The sequence below is a fragment of the Streptomyces sp. NBC_00576 genome (assembly GCF_036345175.1).
Taxonomy (GTDB): domain Bacteria; phylum Actinomycetota; class Actinomycetes; order Streptomycetales; family Streptomycetaceae; genus Streptomyces.
Genome location: NZ_CP107780.1, coordinates 4731186 through 4749741, shown reverse-complemented (window position 1 = coordinate 4749741; position 18556 = coordinate 4731186). Strand labels below are relative to the sequence as shown.

Here is an 18556-nt window from a genome sequence, read left to right as displayed (position 1 = left end):
ACATCCTCCCCCGCCTAACGGCGGGGGATTCCAGCGGTCGCCCGCTGGGGTTCCTGCTTCATCGACGGCTGCCCCGTCCGGGAGGAATCCCGTTGAGGTCTTACACCATCTCCACAGGCAGACACGGCCAGCCCGGCCGCGAGAATGTTCTTCGCCGCGTTCACGTCGCGGTCATGCACCGCGCCGCAGCCGCACGTCCATTCGCGGACGTTCAGCGGCAGCCCGGCCCGGATCGTGCCGCAGGTTCCGCACAGCTTCGAGCTGGGGAACCACCGGTCGACCACGACCAGGTCGCGCCCGTACCAGGCGCACTTGTACTCCAGCATTGTCCGCAGGTCGCGCCATGCCGCGTCCGAGATCGCCCGGGCGAGCCTGCCGTTCTTCACCATGTTGCGGACGGTGAGGTCCTCGATCACGACCGTTTGGTTCTCACGGACGAGACGGGTGGTCAGCTTGTGCAGGAAGTCACGGCGCCGGTCGGTGATCCGGGCGTGGACCTTGGCGGCCTTCACCCGGGCTTTTTCCCGGTTGGCGGAGCCCTTCTCCTTGCGGGACAGTTCCCGCTGGGCCTTCGCAAGGCGGACCCGGTCACGGCGCTCGTGCCGGGGGTTGGTGACCTTCTCCCCGGTGGACAGGGTCACCAGGGAAGTGATCCCCGCGTCGATCCCGACAGCCGCCGTAGTGGCCGGCGCCGGGGCGATCATGTCGTCGCAGAGCAGCGACACGAACCAGCGTCCGGCCGCGTCCTGGGACACGGTCACCGTCGACGGCTGCGCACCCTCGGGCAGGGGACGGGACCACACGACGGCGAGGGGCTCGCGCATCTTGGCCAGCGTCAGGCGGCCGTCCCGATAGCGGAACGCCGAGCTGGTGTACTCCGCCGAGCGGCGGGACGTCTTCCGCGACTTGAACCGCGGGTACTTCGCCCGCCCCTCGAAGAAGCTGGTGAACGCGCCCTGCAGGTGCCTCAGGCACTGCTGCAACGGCACCGAGGAAACCTCGGACAGGTAAGCGAGTTCCTCGGTCTTCTTCCAGGCTGTGAGCATCGCCGAGGTGGCGTTGTAGTTGACCCGCTCCTGTCGCTGGTACCACGCGACGGTACGGGCTTCGAGGGCCAGGTTGTAGACCTTCCGCACGCAGCCGAACGTGCGCGACAGCTCGTCTGCCTGCGCATCGTTCGGGTGGAAGCGGTACTTGAACGCCCGCTTCACGTGGGTGACCATAGCTCACAAACTATCACAGCGGATTGTGACTTCCTGACGTGTCGTCGGTGGTGGACGCCGAATCGTCCTGGCGGCGATTCGCCTTTCCCTGCCCCGCTCCGCAGGAGTCCGATTCCTCCCCGGCCTGAAGGCCAGGGCCAGGGTTTCCTCGGAGGTATCCGATGAACCGCTGACAGCCCCCGGTTCCTCCCCGCTCACCCCCGGCCCAGCACCACCGTCCCCGACGAGCAGAACCAGCCCCCCGTCCCCGACGCCACCGCCAGCTCCGGCAGCCCTCCCGCAGCCGTGCGGACCTGCCGCGCACCCTCGTCCCCGCGCAACTGCCGCACCGCCTCCACCAGCAGGAACAGGCCCCGCATTCCCGGGTGTTGGGCCGAAAGCCCGCCCCCGTCCGTGTTGACCGGCAGTTCGCCGCCCGCCACCCTCAACCGGCTCTTCGCGGCGTCCACGAACTCCCCGCCCTCGCCCTTGCCGCAGAAGCCGAGGTCTTCCAGCGTCACCAGCGTCATATAGGTGAACGCGTCGTAGATCTCCGCGAAGTCCATCTCGTCGGGCCGAACTCCCGCCCGCTCGAAGGCGATCCGCCCGCTCACCGCCGCCGGGGACACCGTGAAGTCGGCCCACTCCGACATGCTGACGTGCGAGACGTGCTCGCCGGTGCCGAGGATCCACACCGGCCGCGTGCGGCAGTCCCGTACGTACTCCTCGGCCGCCAGCAGCACCGCCGCGCCCCCGTCGGAGCGCAGACAGCAGTGGAGCTTGGTGAAGGGGTCCGCGATCATCGGGCCGTCGAGCACCTCGTCGACGGTGATCGGGGTGCGGAACATCGCCTCCGGGTTCAGCGCGGCGTTCGCCCGCGCCTGGACCGCCACCGACGCCAACTGCTCGATCGTCGTGCCGTACTCGTGCATGTGGCGGCGGGCGGCCATCGCGTACTTGGCGATGAGTGTGTGGCCGTACGGGACCTCGAACTGCAGGGGTCCGCGCGCGCCGAAGGAGAGGTTGCCCGTCCGCCGGCCCGCCTTGACGTCCGCGCGGGCGGTGGAGCCGTAGACGAGGAGTACGGCGTTCGCGTGGCCCGCCGCTATCGCGTCCGCCGCGTGCGCCGCCATGACCTCCCAGGTCGAGCCGCCGACCGAGGTGGAGTCGACCCAGGTCGGGCGCAGGCCCAGGTATTCGGCCACTTCGGCGGGGGCCAGCGTGCCGAGACCCGCGGACGCGAAACCGTCCACCACCTCCCGTCCGAGCCCCGCGTCCGCCAGTGCCCGTCGGGCGGCCTGCGCGTGGAGTGCGTACGGGGTGACGTCGTCCACCCGGCCGCAGTCCGACAGGGCCGCCCCGACGATCGCGACCTTCCGGCTCATCGTCTGCCCTTTCGTTGCCTGCCCGTTCGTCGTCGGCTCAGACTCAGACTCAGCATGAATCTGACGGTATATCAGCGCGGGCTCTGTGCGGCAGGGTGCGTCCGCCCTAATATGACGAACCGTCAGATCCCGCTGAACGGGCGCCGCGGACGCCCAGGAGGGGCAGGTCATGGACGCCCGATTCACCCCCGAGCAGGACCACATCCGCCGTACTCTCCGCGAACTGCTCCGCAAGCGCTGCTCGCCCGGCGACGTACGGGCCGCCGTCGACACCCCGGCCGGGTACGACCCCGCGCTCTGGGTAGCCCTCGCCCAGGACCTAGGCCTGCCGGGCCTCGCCATCCCCGAGGCCCATGGCGGTGTTGGCGGCACCACGACCGAACTCGCGCTCGCCGCAGAGGAGTTGGGCCGTCCTCTGGTCCCCTCTCCCATGCTCGCGACCGCCGTACTCGCGGCTCCCCTCGTCGCCGCCCTCGGCATCGATGCCCAGCGCGCCGACCTCCTCCCGCGCATCGCCTCCGGTGCCCTGACCGCAGCTCTCGCGGTCCCCGGTACCGCCCTGGCCAACGTTCTCTCCCTCACCGGTGAACCCCGGCGCGACTGGGCCGGGGGAGGGCGGGCCGGAGGTGTGCAGGCTGCCCAACGGGCAGGTGGCTGGCGGCTGTACGGGCAGGTCGGGCAGGTCCTCGACGGACACAGCGCCGGGCTCCTCCTCGTCGCCGCCCACGCCGGTGGGTACGCCCGTTCGCGCACCCTCCTCTTCCTCGTCCCCGGCGACGCCCCCGGCCTCGTACGCACCCGGCAGACCTCCCTCGACGCCACCCGTCCCCAGGCGCGCCTCGAACTGCGGGACGTGCCGGCCGAGTTGCTGGGCGACGGGGAGGCCGACGCCGGTGACGCCCTCTCCCGGGCCCTGGTTCGCGTCGGTGATGTCGCCGCCGCCGTGCTCGCCGCGGAGGCTGTCGGGTCCGCCGACCGGATACTGGAGCTGACCGTCGAACACGCCTTGCGGCGCGAGCAGTTCGGGCGGGCGATCGGGTCCTTCCAAGCCGTCAAGCATCGGCTCGCCGATGTGTACGTACAGGTCCAGGCGGCGCGTTCGGCCGCCTACTACGCGGCCTGGGAAACTGCCTCGACAGCCACAACCACCCACGGGGGAGAGCGGGTTGGCGGGATCGCTCTCGCGCAGGCCCTCGAATCCCTCCGTACCGCCGCCGCCGAGGGTATTCAGCTGCACGGCGGTATCGGCTTCACCTGGGAGCACGAGGCCCAGCTGTACTTCAAGCGCGCCGCCGGCGACGAGCTGCTGTTCGGGCCGGTGCACCGGCTCCGGGCGCACGCAGCCGAGGCCGCGCGGCTCTTCGACACGGGAGAGGTGGCGGTCTGAATGCCTGTGACAGCGGCGAGGGTCGTGAAGGCGGTCCAGAAGGTGTCCTCGGCGCCGGCCTTCGCGCGGATCGCTCCGCACGTCGTCCCCGCGCTCGACCGTGCCGTCCACCGGCTGACCAGGGGGAAGGTGCTGCTCAGCGCCCAGCTGCTGCCCGGGGTCGTGCTCACCGCGCGCGGCGCGAAGAGCGGGCAGCTACGGCGTACACCGCTCGCGTGCATGCCGGAGGAAGCGGGGAAGGGGCCGGAGAGGGGATCGGAGAAGGGGTCGGAGAAGGACTCCGGGCACAGCTGGTTGCTCATCGGGTCCAACTTCGGGCGTACCGGTCATCCCGCCTGGACCGCCAACCTCCTCGCCCATCCGGACGCCGAGGTCAGCTGGAAAGGGGAGGACATCCCGGTCAGGGCCCAGTTGCTGGCGGGCGAGGAACGGGACGCCGCCTGGAAGGCACTGCTGGCGTTCTGGCCGCCGTACGCGACGTATCAGGCGCGGGTCGAGCGGGAGATCCGGATCTTCCGGATCGTGCGGCGATGAACACACCTGTCCGTGGCCGGTGATGTGCGACAGGCGGTGGCCACCGGAGTGGACCACCGCCTGTGTGACAGGACTTGGGCCTGAATGGGCCGCGGAACCTGGATAAATGGGCTGAGGGCTATTTCGTCGGCTTCCTGCCGGTCACGCCCAGGTGGACCAACAGGGCCAGATTGGGCTTCAGTTCAGCCTGTTTCACACCCCAGGTCTGGAAGCCCTTCTGGTGGGAGGCCACCGCCGCGAGCATCGCGACGAGGGAGCCGGCCATCGCGGCGGGGTTGACGTCCTTGTCGACCTTGCCCTTGGCCTGTAGCTCGGTGACCGTGTCCGTAAGGGAGTTGTTCACGGAGTTGAGGATCTTCATGCGGATCTTGTAGAACCGCTTGTCGCCCTCGGCGGCGCCCAGATCGACGACCCTGAGGATCGCGTCGTTCCTGCGCCAGAACTCCAGGAACCCGTCGACGAGTTCCTGGGCGGTCTGCCAGCCGGCCTTGCCGACCCATGACCGTCCCGCGAGCAGCTGGGTCAACCCGGCGCCCTCGGTGGCCATTTGCTCGGCGATTTCCAGGACGGCGCCTTCGACGTCCGGGAAGTACTGGTAGAAGGTGGCGGGCGAAGTCCCCGCCTTCCGGGCGACATCGATGACTTTGACGTCCCGGTATGGGGAGGAGCTGAGCATCTCGCTGAGGCAGTCGAGGAGCTTCTGCCGGGTCGCCTGCCCACGCCGACCGGCCACGCGGCCGTCGACGGTACGCACTTGTCCTGTCATGCCGTCAGCTTACCGAGGGGTGATCGGAGCGCGATTCGGCCGACTGCAAATGGGGTGCATGGGAGGTGAGAGGGCGTGTGGAGGGCGGCGAGAGGCGGCTGTGCCCGGTCCCGCGCCCTGATCCCGCGCCTGCTCTGCGGGATGCGTGAAGGACCGTTAGCTTGACGGTATGGCCGAAAACAGGGCATCCGCCCGCACAGAGGGCGTCCCGTGCTGGGTGGACGCCCAGCTGCCTGACGTCGAGGCGGGCAAGCGCTTCTACGGTGAGCTCTTCGGGTGGTCCTTCCAGGAGAAGGACGGCCTGGTGCAGGCCCTGTGCGACGGCGAACCCGTCGCCTCCCTCGCCCACAAGGCCGACGGCAGGATGCCCACCGTCTGGACGGTGTACTTCGCCACTCCGAACGTCCATGCTCTCGTCGCCCGGATCCACACGGCCGGCGGACAGGTGATCTCACTGCCGGTTCCCGTGGGCGAGCTGGGGACGACGGCGCTGGCCGCCGATCCCGAGGGGGCCGTGTTCGGCCTCTGGCAGGCAGGTACGCACCCCGGATTCGGCCGCCGTCACGAGCCCGGCACCTTCGCCTGGGCCGAGCTGTACGCCCGGGACACGGCTGTCGCCAACACCTTCTACGGCAACCTCTTCCACGAGGCGCTCTTCGGTGCGGACGCGGCCCCCGACTTCGGCCGGGCCGCCGTCACGGAGGTGTTCCCGGCCGAGATGCCGCCGCATTTCCTGGTCCATTTCGCCATCGAGGACATGGAGGAGGCGCTCGGGACGGTGAACCGGATCGGCGGGCGCCTCCAGGTACCGCCCTTCGACACTTCGTACGGGAATGTGGCGGTCGTCACGGACAATCAGGGAGCGTCGTTCGCACTCCTCCGAAAATGAGCCCGCCAGCGGCCTTCATCAGCCTTCATCAGCCGTCATCGGCCGTCTTGAACGGGCGTGGGGCTGTCCGGGGGCGCCCTTGTGGGAGGCTTTTGCCCGGAGTTGTGTGGAGACACCCCGTTCCGGACCCGAGTTCGCAACCTGTGCCCGGGCCAGGAAGAATCGGGGTGCGTGCCGCCAACGCGGTGGCGGTGGTGAGACGCTGCACGGGGTCGCGTACATATGTGGGTGACGCGGCTCGTACGGGGAGGTGGCAGGCAAGTGGTGGATCAGCTGACGCAGCACGATCCGCGGCGCATCGGGCCGTTCGAGGTGCTGGGACGGCTGGGTGCCGGCGGCATGGGGCTGGTCTATCTCGCGCGCTCGGCCTCGGGCCGGCGCGTGGCGATCAAGACGGTCCGTACGGAGCTCGCCGAGGACCAGCTGTTCCGGGTCCGCTTCACTCGTGAGGTGGAGGCGGCGCGGGCCGTCTCCGGCTTCTACACGGCCGCCGTCGTCGACGCCGATCCGCGTGCCGCCGTACCGTGGCTGGCCACCGCGTACGTTCCCGCACCCTCCCTCGAAGAGATAGTGAACGAGTGCGGGCCGATGCCGGCCCAGGCGGTGCGCTGGCTGGCGGCGGGGGTCGCGGAGGCGCTGCAGTCCATCCACGGCGCGGGGCTCGTCCACCGTGACCTCAAGCCGTCGAACGTGCTGGTGGTCGAGGACGGCCCCCGGGTCATCGACTTCGGTATCGCGTCGGGCGTCTCGAACACGCGTTTGACGATGACGAACGTGGCCGTCGGTACGCCCGCCTACATGTCGCCCGAGCAGGCGAAGGACTCGCGGAGCGTGACCGGCGCCAGCGACGTGTTCTCGCTCGGCTCGATGCTGGTCTTCGCGGCCACCGGCCACGCCCCCTTCCACGGCGCGAACCCGGTCGAGACGGTCTTCATGCTGCTGCGCGAGGGCCCGGACCTCGAAGGTCTCCCGGACGAGCTGCGCCCCCTCATCGAGTCCCTGATGCAGATGGAGGCGACCGGCCGCCCCAACCCCGCCGACCTCCAGGCCCAGCTCGCCCCCCATCTCTTCGGCTCCGGCTCCGACGACAGCGGTACGGCGTCCGCGTGGCTGCCCGAACGGGCGGTGGCCCTCATCGAGACGCGGCGCGGCGGACGCCCGGCGGCGAAGCCGCAGTCGTCCGGCGGCCGCAGCGGCGGCAGGCTGGCCATCCCGCCCCCGCCGTCCCACGACCCGGCGCCGGGCTTCGGACCCGGCCCGCGCCCCGGTCTCCTGCCCGGCCCCATGCCGTCCACCGTGCCCGCCGGAGCGCCCGACACCGGCCCCGTACGGCTGGCCGGCGCCCCCGTGCCCATCGGCCCCGGCCCGCGCGTCGCCGACGCCCGCGCCGCCGCCGTACAGGCGCCCCCTCCGGAGGCCGGCCTCGTGGCCTCCTGGTCGCGCCCGCGCCCCGGCGTCAACGGCGCCGACCCGAACCCCCTCCCGGTCGCGCCGCAGCTGCCCCCGGAGTCCCCGGCGGGCTGGCGCCCCTGGCGTTTCCGTATGTCGAACGACGTCTGGGGCACCCCGGCCGTCGCCGGCGACCTCGTCTACGTCACCTCCTTCGAGGTGCACGCCCTGGACGTGATGACGGGCCGCCGCCGCTTCAAGACGAGGGACGTCGCCTGGTCGATGGCGGTCGCGGACGGCCGCGTCCACGCCTCCGACGGCCCGACCCTCTTCGCTCTCGACGCCCGCGAGGGCATGGACCTGTGGCGTCTGTCCACGGACGCCTGGGTGTACTCCCTCAAGGCCGACCGGGGCACGGTCGTCACCGGTACGCGCGGCGGCGGCGTCCAGGGCTGGGACGCGGCGACCGGCCAGAAGCTGTGGGAGCACACCGGCGCCCAGACGGACTTCGAGTCCCCGGAGGCCGGCCCCCACGTCCACGAGGGCACGGTCTTCGTGTGGCAGGACGCGCGGCTGCGCGCCCTGGAGGCCCGTACGGGTGACGAGCGCTGGTCCTACCCGATCGGCGACGCCGCCTCCTGCGGCGGCGTCCCGGTACGGCTGACCCCGGGCCCCGACGGCCAGGTGTACGTCTCCGCGGGCACCCGCGTCCTGGCGATCGACGTCGCCGCCGGCCATGTCCGCTGGCACTTCGAGGCCCCGGCGGTCTTCCTCTCCCCGCCCACCTTCGCGCCGGGCCCGGCGGTCACGGGCGGCGGCGTCTACCTCGCCGACTACCTCGGCACGGTGTACGCCCTCGACGCGGCGGACGGCCGGGACCGGTGGCGGATCGCGACGGAGTCGCGCGCCTCGATCGAACCGGTACTGGTGGCGGCGGGCCATGTGCATGTGGGCAGCGGCAAGGGCCTCTACACGCTCGACGCGGTCACCGGCACCCCCAAGTGGCGCTTCCAGGCGGGCGGCGACATCGTCGGCGCCCCGGCGGTGGCCGAGGGCCGCATCCACTTCGGCTCGACGGACCACCTCCTGTACACCCTGAAGGCCGACGACGGCCGCCTGAGATGGAAGCTGGCCACCGGCGGCGAGATCACCGGCGCCCCCGTGGTCAAGGACGGCGTGGTGTACGCGTGCAGCAAGGACCGATGCGTGTACGCACTGGACGCGGAGAAGGGGACGGGGACGGCGCGGACCGGGTGAGCTCTTAGGCCTGTCCGGCGTTTGAGGACAAGGCCCGTTCAGGGCCGGAGGGGGGTCTGGGGGCGCAGCCCCCAGGGGACGGGCGCCCAACCACGTAGCCCGGTTCCAGAGCGCTGAAACCATGGTGAAACCGCGCTGAATGCGGCCTGCCGCAATCTCCTCGGCATGACCTCAACGACATCGCACTCACTCGCCATCGCGGCCAAGGGGCTGCGGAAGGCCTACGGGGACAAGACGGTCCTCGACGGCATCGACCTGGCCGTGCCGGCCGGCACCGTCTTCTCCCTGCTCGGCCCGAACGGCGCCGGCAAGACCACCGCCGTGAAGATCCTCTCCACCCTCGTCACCGCCGACGCCGGCGAACTGCACGTGGGCGGCCACGACCTGGCCACGGACGCGCAGGCCGTACGGGCCGCGATCGGTGTCACCGGGCAGTTCTCCGCCGTCGACGGCCTGATCACCGGCGAGGAGAACATGCTCCTCATGGCGGACCTGCACCACCTGTCCAAGCAGGAGGGACGGCGCGCCGCCGCCGAACTCCTCGAGCGCTTCGATCTCTCCGAGGCCGCGAAGAAGCCCGCCTCCACCTATTCCGGCGGCATGAAGCGCCGCCTCGACCTCGCCATGACGCTGGTCGGCAACCCGCGGATCATCTTCCTCGACGAACCGACCACCGGCCTCGATCCGCGGTCCCGTCACAACATGTGGCAGATCATCCGCGGGCTGGTCGCCGACGGCGTCACCGTCTTCCTCACCACCCAGTATCTGGAGGAGGCCGACGAACTCGCCGACCGTATCGCGGTGTTGAACGACGGAAAGATCGCCGCCGAAGGCAGCGCGGAGGAGCTGAAGCGGCTGATCCCGGGCGGGCACGTCCGGCTGCGTTTCACCGACCCGGTCGCCTACCAGTCCGCCGGCGTCGCCCTGCGCGAGGCCACCGGGGACGACGAGTCGCTGTCCCTGAGCATCCCCAGTGACGGCAGCCAGCGCGAGCTGCGCTCCATCCTCGACTGGCTGGACTCGGCCGGCGTCGAGGCGGACGAGCTGACCGTGCACACCCCCGACCTCGACGACGTGTTCTTCGCCCTGACCAGCACCACGACCAGCACAACCACCAGCGCCACGACCACCACCGTGCCCAGCCAGTCCAAGGAGAACGTCCGATGAGCGCCTTCTCTCTCGCCGTACGCGACTCGAACACGATGCTGCGCCGCAACCTGCTGCACGCGCGGCGCTACCCGTCCATGACGCTGAACCTGCTGCTCACGCCGATCATGCTGCTGCTGCTCTTCGTCTACGTCTTCGGAGGCGTGATGAGCGCGGGCATCGGTGGCGGCGGCGCGGACCGCGCCGACTACATCGCCTATCTCGTCCCGGGCCTCCTGATGATGACCATCGGCTCCACCGTGATCGGGGCCGCGATCTCCGTCTCCATGGACATGACCGAGGGCCTCATCGCCCGCTTCCGCACGATGGCGGTCTACCGCGGGTCCTTGCTCGTCGGGCACGTCGTGGGCAGCGTGCTGCAGGTGCTCGCCAGTCTGGTCCTCGTCAGTGTCATCGCCGTGGCCATCGGGTTCCGGTCCACGGACGCCACGGCCCTGGAGTGGCTGGCGGCGTTCGGACTGATCGCGCTGTTCACCCTGGCGCTCACCTGGATCGCGGTCGGGATGGGCATGGCCAGCCCGAACCCCGAGGCGGCCAGCAACATGGCGATGCCACTGATCCTCCTCCCGCTCATCTCCAGCGCCTTCGTCCCCATCGACGCGATCCCTGGCTGGTTCCAGCCGATCGCCGAGTACCAGCCCTTCACGCCGGCCATCGAGACCCTGCGCGGCCTGCTGCTCGGCACTGAGATCGGCAACAACGGGTGGCTCGCGATCGCCTGGTGCGTCGGCCTGATCGCGCTCGGCTACCGCTGGTCGACGTCGCTGTTCAACCGCGACCCGAAGTAACCGCCATGACAGCGCGGGCCGCCTCCCGCAACTCGTCCCGCCCCAGGGCGGCGTACTCCGACACCGCGTCGGCGTACGCCGCCCTGGCCGCGTCCCCGGCGGCCCCGACCGCCTGCCGGGCGCGGTCCGCCGACATCGTCGGCTGGAACGAGCGCAGCACCCGCAGCCGTTCGGCCAGCGCGATCATCCGTACGGCGGCCGAGGCGTCGTCGCCGGACGTGAGCGCCGCCAGGCCGAGCGCGTACAGCACCGTCCCGAACACCGGGAGGTCCATGGGCGAGCCGGCCGGACCGGAGAGCAGAGTCCGCAGCCCCTGCCGCAGTCGGTCGACGGGCTCCGCGACGAGCTCGAGGCGGCCGGCGTGCGCGTGCGCCGTCACCGCCACCGCCAGGATCTCCAGCACCCACCGGTCGAAGAACGGGTCGCCGCCGGGTATCGAGCCGACTGCGGGCAGCGGCTGCACGGCGTTGCGCCACAGGCCCAGCCCGACCTCCGTCAGTCCGCGGGCGAGCGCGATCTCGGCGCGCCCGAGGATGTCCATGCTGTAGTCGTCCTGCTGCGTGGTGGTGGCGCCCTCCGCCTGCCGCAGCCAGTACTCGGCCTCGTCGGGGTCGCCGCGCTGGAGGCAGGCGAGGACGAGGCTCCAGCGGATGCCGATGAGGTCGTGCTCGTCGCCGAGCCGCAGCAGCGCCTGCAGCGCCGCCTTGAGGTGTCCGTACGCTTCCTCGCCCCGCTCCGTCTGCAAGCACAGCTCGCTCAGCCGGGAGTGGCCCATGACCTGCAGGAACGGGTTGTCGACCGGCCCCAGCGCGGCGATGATCCGCCGAGCCGAGGCGAGCGCGCGGTCGATGTCGTGCTCCGACTCCCAGACGTAGGTGGCGACGCACTCGGCGGTGCCGGCGAGCAGCGGCTGCTCGCTGTCGCAGAGCTTCTGCAGCACTTCGTAGTCGGGCGGCAGCATCTCGGGGACCGCGCTCAGCACCAGCGCGACGGCGCGCAGCAGCGTGTCCGGCGGGGCCGGGGGCAGCCGCCTGAGGGTGACGAGCTGGCGTACGACGTGCGGGCCGTAGCCCATGAACAGGCTCACCGTGCACAACACCGCGGCCGAGCGGGCGACTTCGACGTGTTCGGGCTCGGGGTAATAGTGCGACAGCGGCGGGCCGGTGTCCGCGGCGAGGGTGGAGAGGCGGGGATAGCTGGAACCGATGGACCACAGAGCGGCGAGGACGGCGGTGAGGGCGGCGGTGGTGGGGTTGTCCGTACGGGCCAGGGCGTGCCGCAGCGCCAGCACGAGGTTGTCCTGCTCGGCCCTGATCCGCTCCAGGTCGGTCAGCGGTTCCGAGCGCAAGAGCCAGTCGTGGTTCGCGACCCCGAAGTCCCGCGCCCAGGCGAGAAACCGGCCGACGGCCTCCTCGTCCTCGCCCGCCTCCGCGCGCCGGGCCGCGCTGAACTCCCGTACGGTCTCCAGCATCCGGAAGCGCACACCGGCCGGGGTCTCGGCGACGGTGAGCAGTGACTGGTCGGCCAACTGCTCCAGCAGAAACAGCGCGTCCTCACCCAGCACCCGCTCCGCCGTCTCGCCGGCGAAGCCGCCGGGGAAGACGGACAGCAGGCGCAGCGCGGCCCTGGCCTCCTCGTCGAGGAGGTTCCAGCTCCAGTCGACGACCGCGTGCAGTGTGCGGTGGCGCTCCGGTACGTCCCGTGCGCCGCCGCGCAGCAGCGCGAACCGGTCGCCGAGGCGGCGGGCGATCTCCGGCACCGACAGCACCCGTACCCGCGCCGCCGCCAGTTCCACGGCGAGCGGCAGCCCGTCGAGGTGCCGGCACAGCCCGGCCACCGCGTCCGACGGCAGCTCCACGCCGGGCCGGGCGGCCCGGGCCCGCTGCGTGAACAGCTCGACGGAGGTGGCGAGTCGGAGCTCCGGCAGCGCGTACACCGCCTCCGACGTGAGGCCCAGCGGGGACCGGCTGGTGGCGAGCACCCGCAGGTCCTTCGAGGACGACACCAGGGCCTGTACGAGGCCGGCGGCACCGGCGATGACCTGCTCGCAGTTGTCCAGGACCAGCAGAGCGGGCCCGGCGCCGAGCACGCCGAGGATGCCGGGCACCGGGTCGCCCGGCGGGTGGCCGCTCCTGGCACCGGGCCGCCCCTCGCCCGCGCCGAGCGCGGAGGCGACCTCGGCGGCCACGTCCGCGTCCGCGGTGACACCGGCCAGCGGCACGAAATACACCACGCGCTGCTCGGCCCGGCGACTGACGGCATGCGCGAGCCGGGTCTTGCCGAGGCCCCCGGGACCGACGACGGTGACGGCGCGAGAGGCGCGCAGCAGCCGCTCGACCTCGGCGATGTCCTCGTCCCGCCCGAGCAGCGGGTTCGGCTCGTGCGGCACCCCGTGCCTGACCGTGGGCGCCTCGCCGGACAGCAACTCCTGGTGTACAGACTTGAGTTGAGCCCCCGGGTCCGTGCCGAGCGTCTCGCGCAGCCCCCGCCGATACGCCTCGTACCGCGTCAGCGCGGCCGACGGTCCCGCCGTCGCCGCCTCGCCGCGCAGCAGCTCGGCGAGCACCTCCTCGTCGCGCGGACGCTCCGACGCGGCCACGGCCAGTGGCCCGGCGGCCTCCGCGTGCCGGCCAAGCTTGGCGAGCGCGAGGGCCTGCGCGCGGACGAGGGTGCCGCGCACGGGGGCACGCTCGGCGCGCAACGCGGCCACAGGGTCGTCGGTGTCGTCCCCGCCGCCCGTGCTCCCCTCCCACAGTGCGAGCCCTGCCTCGGCGGCGGCCAGCGCCCCCGCGTGGTTCCCGGCCCTGGCCCGGTCCGCGCTCGTGGCGGCGTGCAGCAGCAGGGCGGAGCTGTCGATCTGGTCCTCGGCGAGGGCGAGCCGGTATCCGGTCGGCGTGCTCACGATGACATCGGCGCCCAACTGCGCCCGCGCCCTGGACACCAGAACCTGCAGCGCCTTCCCCGGCCGCTCCGGCAACTCCTCCGGCCACAGCCCCGCCACCAGCCGCTCGGTGCCGCAGCCGGTGCGCAGGTCGCCCGCGAGGAGGGCGAGGAGGGCGCGCAGGCGGGGCGCGGTGACTTCCTGTCCGCGATAGGCGACCCGCGGGAGGAGGGTCAGGTCGGTGGTCATCCGTGCAGATTAGCCAAGGGGCCGGTGCACCGCGCGGCCGGTGAACTCCCGCTGCGCGGGCGGCTGTCGGGGCTACGCGTTTCTGACTACTCGTGTCCGGCGAACATGTCGATCAGGCCGTGGGGTGTGTTGTCGCCGTAGAGCAGCTCGTGGAGTCGGTTGCCGTCGGTGGCGGCTGCGGCGCTGCGGGGGAACATGGCCTGCTCGTACTCGGTGAGCGCGGTCTCGATGTCGCCGGGGTGTGCGGCGAGGGCATTGGCGAGTTCGGCGCCGTCGAGCATGGCCAGGTTGGCGCCTTCGCCGTTCGGGAGCGCGAGGTGGGCGGCGTCGCCGAGCAGGGTCACCCCCGGCACCCGGTCCCACCGGTGCGCGACGGGCAGAGCGTGGAGGGTGCGCAGGACCGGTGCGGTCTCGCCGTCGGTGATCAGTGCGGTGATTTCCGGTGCCCAGCCGTCGTACTCCTGAGCGATCCGCGCCGTGGCCGCGGCGGAATCGGTGAAGTCGATGCCCGCGAACCACTCCTGCGGCTCGGCGAGCATCACGTACGTGTGCAGGGTGCCGCCGCTCTCCCGGTGAGCCCCGAGGCCCCTTCCCGGCGCGAGCGCGTACAGCGCCCCGCCGCCGACCGTTTTCGCGTGGGCCGGGTGCCGGGTGTCGCTGTCGAACAGGTAGGTCTCGACGAACGACATTCCGGCGTACGTGGGTGTCGCGTCGGAGAGCAGTGGCCGGACGCGGGACCAGGCGCCGTCCGCGCCGACGAGCAGGCCCGTGGTGAGAGCGGTGCCGTCGGCGAAGGTCACCTCGTGGCGGCCGTCGCCGAGGGCACGGGTGCCGCTGACCTTGTGCCCCCACCGGACGGTGCCGGCCGGGAGCGAGTCGAGCAGCAGCTGCCGCAGCTCGCCGCGCTGCACCTCGGGGCGGCCACCCGTACCGTCGTCGGCCTGGTCGAACAGGACGGTGCCGTTCCGGTCGAGGATCCGCGTCGCCTCGCGGCCCTCCAGGACGAGGCCGCGGAACTCGTCGAACAGGCCGGCTGCCCGCAAGGCGACTTGGCCGTCGTGCTCGTGGATGTCGAGCATCCCGCCCTGTGCGCGGGCGGTCGCGGATGCTTCCGCCTCGTAGACCGTCGCCGGGATGCCGTGGACGTGGAGGACGCGGGCGAGGGTCAGTCCGCCGAGTCCGGCGCCGATGATCGTGACGTTGGTGGTCATGGTGGCTCCGTAAGTTGTCGGGCGTCTCTGGAACGCCGTTCCAGTGCGTTCGGGTGCCAGCCTGGAACGCCGTTCCATAGATGTCAAGATGGAACGGCGTTCCAGGGGTGTGTCAGGATGGGCGCATGGCAGTGAGCAGGACGCGTCCTTCGGAGCGACGAAGGGAACCGCTCTCCCGGGAGCGCATCGTCGAGGCGGCGGTCGAGCTTCTCGACGCGACGGGCGAGGGCGGACTCACGTTCCGCGCACTGGCCCGGCGCCTCTCCACGGGGCCCGGGGCGATCTACTGGCACGTCACGGGCAAGGACGAGCTCCTCGGCGCCGCCACCGACGCCGTCGTCACCGGCACCATGACCGGCGTTACCTCGGGTACAACACCGCAGGAAGCGGTCCGTGCCCTCGCGGTCGGCGTGTTCGACGCGATCGACGCCCACCCGTGGATCGGCGCGCAACTCGCCCGCGCCCCGGCACAGTCGCCGCTGCTGCGGGTCTTCGAGCACCTCGGGCGCCAGGTCCAGGCGCTCGGGGTGCCTCACGCCGCCCGGTTCACCGCGGCGTCCGCGCTGCTGAACTACATCCTCGGCGTCGGCGGCCAGAACGCGGCCAACGCCCGCGACCACCCGCCGGCCGCCACCCGCGCCGAGTTCCTGGGCGCGGTCTCGGACTCCTGGGCGAACCTCGACCCCGACGAGTTCGCGTTCACCCGGAGCGTCGCGGACCAGCTACGTGACCACGACGACCGGGAGGAGTTCCTGGCCGGCATCGACCTCATCCTGGCGGGGATCGCTGGGATCACCGCGCGGCGGTGAACTTCCGCCAGGCGGTGGGGGAGAGGCGGAGTATGGGGGGTCGGGACGTGCACCGTGGCAGCGGACAACCGGACGACGCGTACGCCGGGGAAGCACCGGGTGAGCTGTCGCCCCGCCAGGCCCGCGCGCTGTGGTGGGGATCGACCGGGCTGGTCCTCGCCGTCCTGGGCACCTCGGTGCTCGTCGCCGGCGCGGAGCACGGCCGACGGCTGCCCGTGGCGGTGGCCCTGGTCCTCGTACAAGCGTGTGCCCTGAGGTGGCTGGCGCGCGCCCCGGTCGCCGCACTCGCTGCGAACGCGGCGGCGGGGCTCGCCGTGTGGGCGCTGCTGCCCGCGGTGACCCTGACGGGGGCACTGCTCGCGGCACAGGTCGCGTTGTGCGTGCTGTCGGCCGTCAGACCGCGGCAGCTGTCGCTGTGGGCGCTCGCGGCGATGTGCCTGCCGGCACCGCTGGCGTTCGCGGCGGGTGGCGGTGCGGGTGGGGCGGTCTATCTGCTGGCGGTGGTCCTGGCGTGGACGACCGGTCAGTGGCGCAGGGCGCAGCAGGCACGGACGAGGGCGGAGACGCGTCGGGCTGTGATGGAGGAGCGTGCGCGGATCGCGCGCGAAGTCCACGATGTCGTGGCGCACACCCTGTCGGTGATGGTCATTCAGGCGGACGCAGCCGACGACGTGTTCACCCAGCGGCCCGAACAGGCCCGTCAGGCGCTGCGGGCCATCGAGACGGGCGCCCGCTCGGCGCTCGGCGAACTACGCCTGCTGCTGCGTGCGTTCCAGCCAGATCAGGGGGAGGGCGGGGCCGGGGAACAGCGGGAGCCGGTGCCTTCGCTCGCGCGCCTGGACGAGCTGGCCGACACCGTGCGCGCGACCGGGATGACCGTGCGCGTGCACCGCGAGGGCGCCACCGACGGACTGCCGGCCACGGTGGACCTGGCGGCGTACCGGATCGTCCAGGAGGCCCTCACGAATACGCTGCGGCACGCGGTCGGCGCCGACGAGGTCAGCGTGCGTGTGCGCGTGAACGCCGTAGGGGAGTGTGTGGAGGTCACGGTGGTCGACAACGGGCGTACTCCGCAGGGAGGTTCGGCCGCGGCGGGAGCGGGACGCGGTCTGGTGGGGATGAAGGAACGCACACGGCTCCTGGGCGGTAGCCTGCACGCCGGTCCGCTGCCCGGAGGCGGGTTCGAGGTGGCGGCGCGGCTGCCGGTGGAGGGCGCGTCATGACGCTGCGCGTGGTGGTGGCCGATGACCAGGTCCTGGTCCGTACCGGATTCCGCATGATCATCGACGCCCGGGACGACATCGAGGTGGTCGGTGAGGCGTCCGACGGCCGGGAGGCGGTGCGGCTGACACGGGAGCTGGCGCCCGACGTGGTGCTGATGGACGTACGCATGCCCGTGCTGGACGGCATCGAGGCGACCCGGCAGATCGCGGAGTGCGGCAGCCGGGCCCGGGTGCTCGTGCTGACCACCTGGGATGTGGACGCGCACGTGGTCGCCGCCCTGCGGGCCGGGGCGAGCGGCTTCCTGCTGAAGGACATGCGCCCCGGCGAACTCGTCGACGCCATCCGCCTCACCGCGCGCGGCGACGCGCTGCTGGCGCCTGCCGTGCTGGGCCGCGTCCTGGACCGGTTCCTGCGCACCACGCCCGACCCGGCCCCGCCGCCCTCCCTGCGGGACCTCTCCGAGCGCGAACGGGAGGTGCTGACCCTGATCGGGCAGGCGCTGTCGAACGCGGAGATCGCCGAGCGGCTGCGTCTGTCGGAGGCCACCGTCAAGAACCATGTCACCGCGGTGCTGCGCAAACTGGGCCTGCGTGACCGCGTCCAGGCCGTCGTGGCCGCCTACGACCACGACCTCGTACGGCCGCGCCGCCCCTGACGGCATCGCCTCCTCCCTGAGGAGGAGGCCACGCCGCGCTCCTCCCGCGTTCCCAGTGCAGGGCCGTTCCCGCGGCCGATCCGTGGCCAGGGTGTGCGGCCGTAGCGTCGAAACGTGACCGACGACCTGGCCTGCCTCATGTATCTGCTCGCCCACGACGACGCGGCCGAAGGCCCCTACGACCGTTCCCGGACCCAACTGCTGGTCCGTGCCGCCGCCCTGGTCGACCTCGCGTCGCGCGGCCGGCTGAGGGAGGACGCCGGCACGGTCGGCGTGTCCGGCACGGAACCGACCGGCGACCCGGTCCTGGACGGCGTGCTGCGGGACGCCGCCGCCGGACACGGCTGGAAGCGCCTCGTGCGCCGCCACCGCAAGCGGACCCTGACCCAGGTGGAGGACCGGCTCGCCGCGGCGGGAGTCCTCACGGTGAAGGCGCCCCGCACCCGATTCGGCAGCCGGCGGCTGACCGTGACGGACGGTGCCGTACCCGCCGCGCTCCGCGCCCGCGTGTCCGCGGCACTGCACGGGGACGGCCCCGTGCGGGAGATCCCCGCCGCCGACGCCGCGCTGCTGGCACTGGCCGCGGCGGGCGGCATCCGCTCGGTCGTGTCACGGCGGGACCAGAAGACCTTCCGGGCCCGTATCGACGCCTGCACGGGGTCTCTCGCCGCCCTCGCGCCCGGGCTGGAGAAAGCTGTACGCGCCCTGCCGACGACCGTGATCGCCGCACAGGGCGGCATGGGCGGCGGCTGACCGGATGGGG

Annotated in this window: 15 protein-coding genes; 10 read left to right on the top strand and 5 right to left on the bottom strand. The window is 72.0% G+C overall.

What is annotated here, in order from left to right; translation table 11 throughout:
* Positions 1–14: 14 nt before the first annotated feature.
* Both OG734_RS20190 and OG734_RS20185 read right to left on the bottom strand, forming a co-directional pair.
* Positions 15–1223 carry an RNA-guided endonuclease InsQ/TnpB family protein gene (locus OG734_RS20190; RefSeq protein WP_330288923.1) on the bottom strand — a complete coding sequence of 403 codons (1209 nt, stop codon included), beginning with the start codon at positions 1221–1223 and terminating at the stop codon, positions 15–17.
* A 194-nt stretch (positions 1224–1417) separates the two neighbouring features.
* Positions 1418–2587 (bottom strand): thiolase C-terminal domain-containing protein, encoded by a 1170-nt coding sequence (locus OG734_RS20185; RefSeq protein WP_330288922.1) that lies wholly within the window; start codon positions 2585–2587, stop codon positions 1418–1420.
* A gap of 169 nt (positions 2588–2756) precedes the next feature.
* Between OG734_RS20185 and OG734_RS20180 the strand changes: the two genes are divergently transcribed.
* Positions 2757–3974, top strand: a complete 1218-nt coding sequence (locus OG734_RS20180) for an acyl-CoA dehydrogenase family protein (RefSeq protein WP_330288921.1) — start codon at positions 2757–2759, stop codon at positions 3972–3974.
* Positions 3975–4508 carry a nitroreductase family deazaflavin-dependent oxidoreductase gene (locus OG734_RS20175; RefSeq protein ID WP_330288920.1) on the top strand — a complete coding sequence of 178 codons (534 nt, stop codon included), beginning with the start codon at positions 3975–3977 and terminating at the stop codon, positions 4506–4508.
* A 118-nt stretch (positions 4509–4626) separates the two neighbouring features.
* On the opposite strand, the gene OG734_RS20170 is transcribed toward OG734_RS20175, so the two are convergent.
* Positions 4627–5274 carry a TetR family transcriptional regulator gene (locus tag OG734_RS20170; protein WP_330288919.1) on the bottom strand — a complete coding sequence of 216 codons (648 nt, stop codon included), beginning with the start codon at positions 5272–5274 and terminating at the stop codon, positions 4627–4629.
* Between the two features lie 169 nt (positions 5275–5443).
* Here OG734_RS20170 and OG734_RS20165 point away from each other — a divergent pair, with 169 nt between their 5' ends.
* The 4 genes from OG734_RS20165 to OG734_RS20150 all read left to right on the top strand — a co-directional run bounded on the left by OG734_RS20165 (position 5444) and on the right by OG734_RS20150 (position 10764).
* A complete protein-coding gene (locus OG734_RS20165; RefSeq protein ID WP_330288918.1) occupies positions 5444–6163 on the top strand; it encodes a VOC family protein in 720 nt (239 codons plus the stop codon).
* 261 nt (positions 6164–6424) lie between these two features.
* Positions 6425–8809, top strand: a complete 2385-nt coding sequence (locus OG734_RS20160; protein WP_330288917.1) for a serine/threonine-protein kinase — start codon at positions 6425–6427, stop codon at positions 8807–8809.
* Positions 8810–8974: 165 nt separating this feature from the next.
* Positions 8975–9976: an ABC transporter ATP-binding protein gene (locus OG734_RS20155; protein ID WP_330288916.1), complete on the top strand. Its 1002-nt coding sequence runs from the start codon at positions 8975–8977 to the stop codon at positions 9974–9976.
* Entirely contained in the window at positions 9973–10764 is a 792-nt protein-coding gene (locus tag OG734_RS20150; protein ID WP_330288915.1) for an ABC transporter permease, read from the top strand. The genes OG734_RS20155 and OG734_RS20150 overlap by 4 nt, the downstream gene beginning before the upstream one ends.
* Here the strand turns inward: OG734_RS20150 and OG734_RS20145 are convergent.
* Both OG734_RS20145 and OG734_RS20140 read right to left on the bottom strand, forming a co-directional pair.
* On the bottom strand, positions 10745–13894 hold the full coding sequence (locus OG734_RS20145; RefSeq protein ID WP_330288914.1) for an ATP-binding protein: 3150 nt from the start codon (positions 13892–13894) through the stop codon (positions 10745–10747). The genes OG734_RS20150 and OG734_RS20145 overlap by 20 nt on opposite strands.
* 86 nt (positions 13895–13980) lie before the next feature.
* Entirely contained in the window at positions 13981–15105 is a 1125-nt protein-coding gene (locus tag OG734_RS20140; protein ID WP_330288913.1) for an FAD-dependent oxidoreductase, read from the bottom strand.
* Positions 15106–15230: 125 nt separating this feature from the next.
* Here OG734_RS20140 and OG734_RS20135 point away from each other — a divergent pair, with 125 nt between their 5' ends.
* The 4 genes from OG734_RS20135 (at position 15231) to OG734_RS20120 (ending at position 18546) form a co-directional block, all read left to right on the top strand.
* Positions 15231–15914: a TetR/AcrR family transcriptional regulator gene (locus OG734_RS20135; RefSeq protein WP_330288912.1), complete on the top strand. Its 684-nt coding sequence runs from the start codon at positions 15231–15233 to the stop codon at positions 15912–15914.
* A 32-nt stretch (positions 15915–15946) separates the two neighbouring features.
* Positions 15947–17137, top strand: a complete 1191-nt coding sequence (locus tag OG734_RS20130; protein WP_443064880.1) for a sensor histidine kinase — start codon at positions 15947–15949, stop codon at positions 17135–17137.
* Entirely contained in the window at positions 17134–17793 is a 660-nt protein-coding gene (locus OG734_RS20125) for a response regulator transcription factor (RefSeq protein WP_330288911.1), read from the top strand. The genes OG734_RS20130 and OG734_RS20125 overlap by 4 nt, the downstream gene beginning before the upstream one ends.
* A gap of 114 nt (positions 17794–17907) precedes the next feature.
* Positions 17908–18546, top strand: coding sequence for a GOLPH3/VPS74 family protein (locus OG734_RS20120; protein ID WP_330288910.1), 639 nt, complete (start codon positions 17908–17910; stop codon positions 18544–18546).
* The last annotated feature ends 10 nt before the right edge of the window (positions 18547–18556 follow it).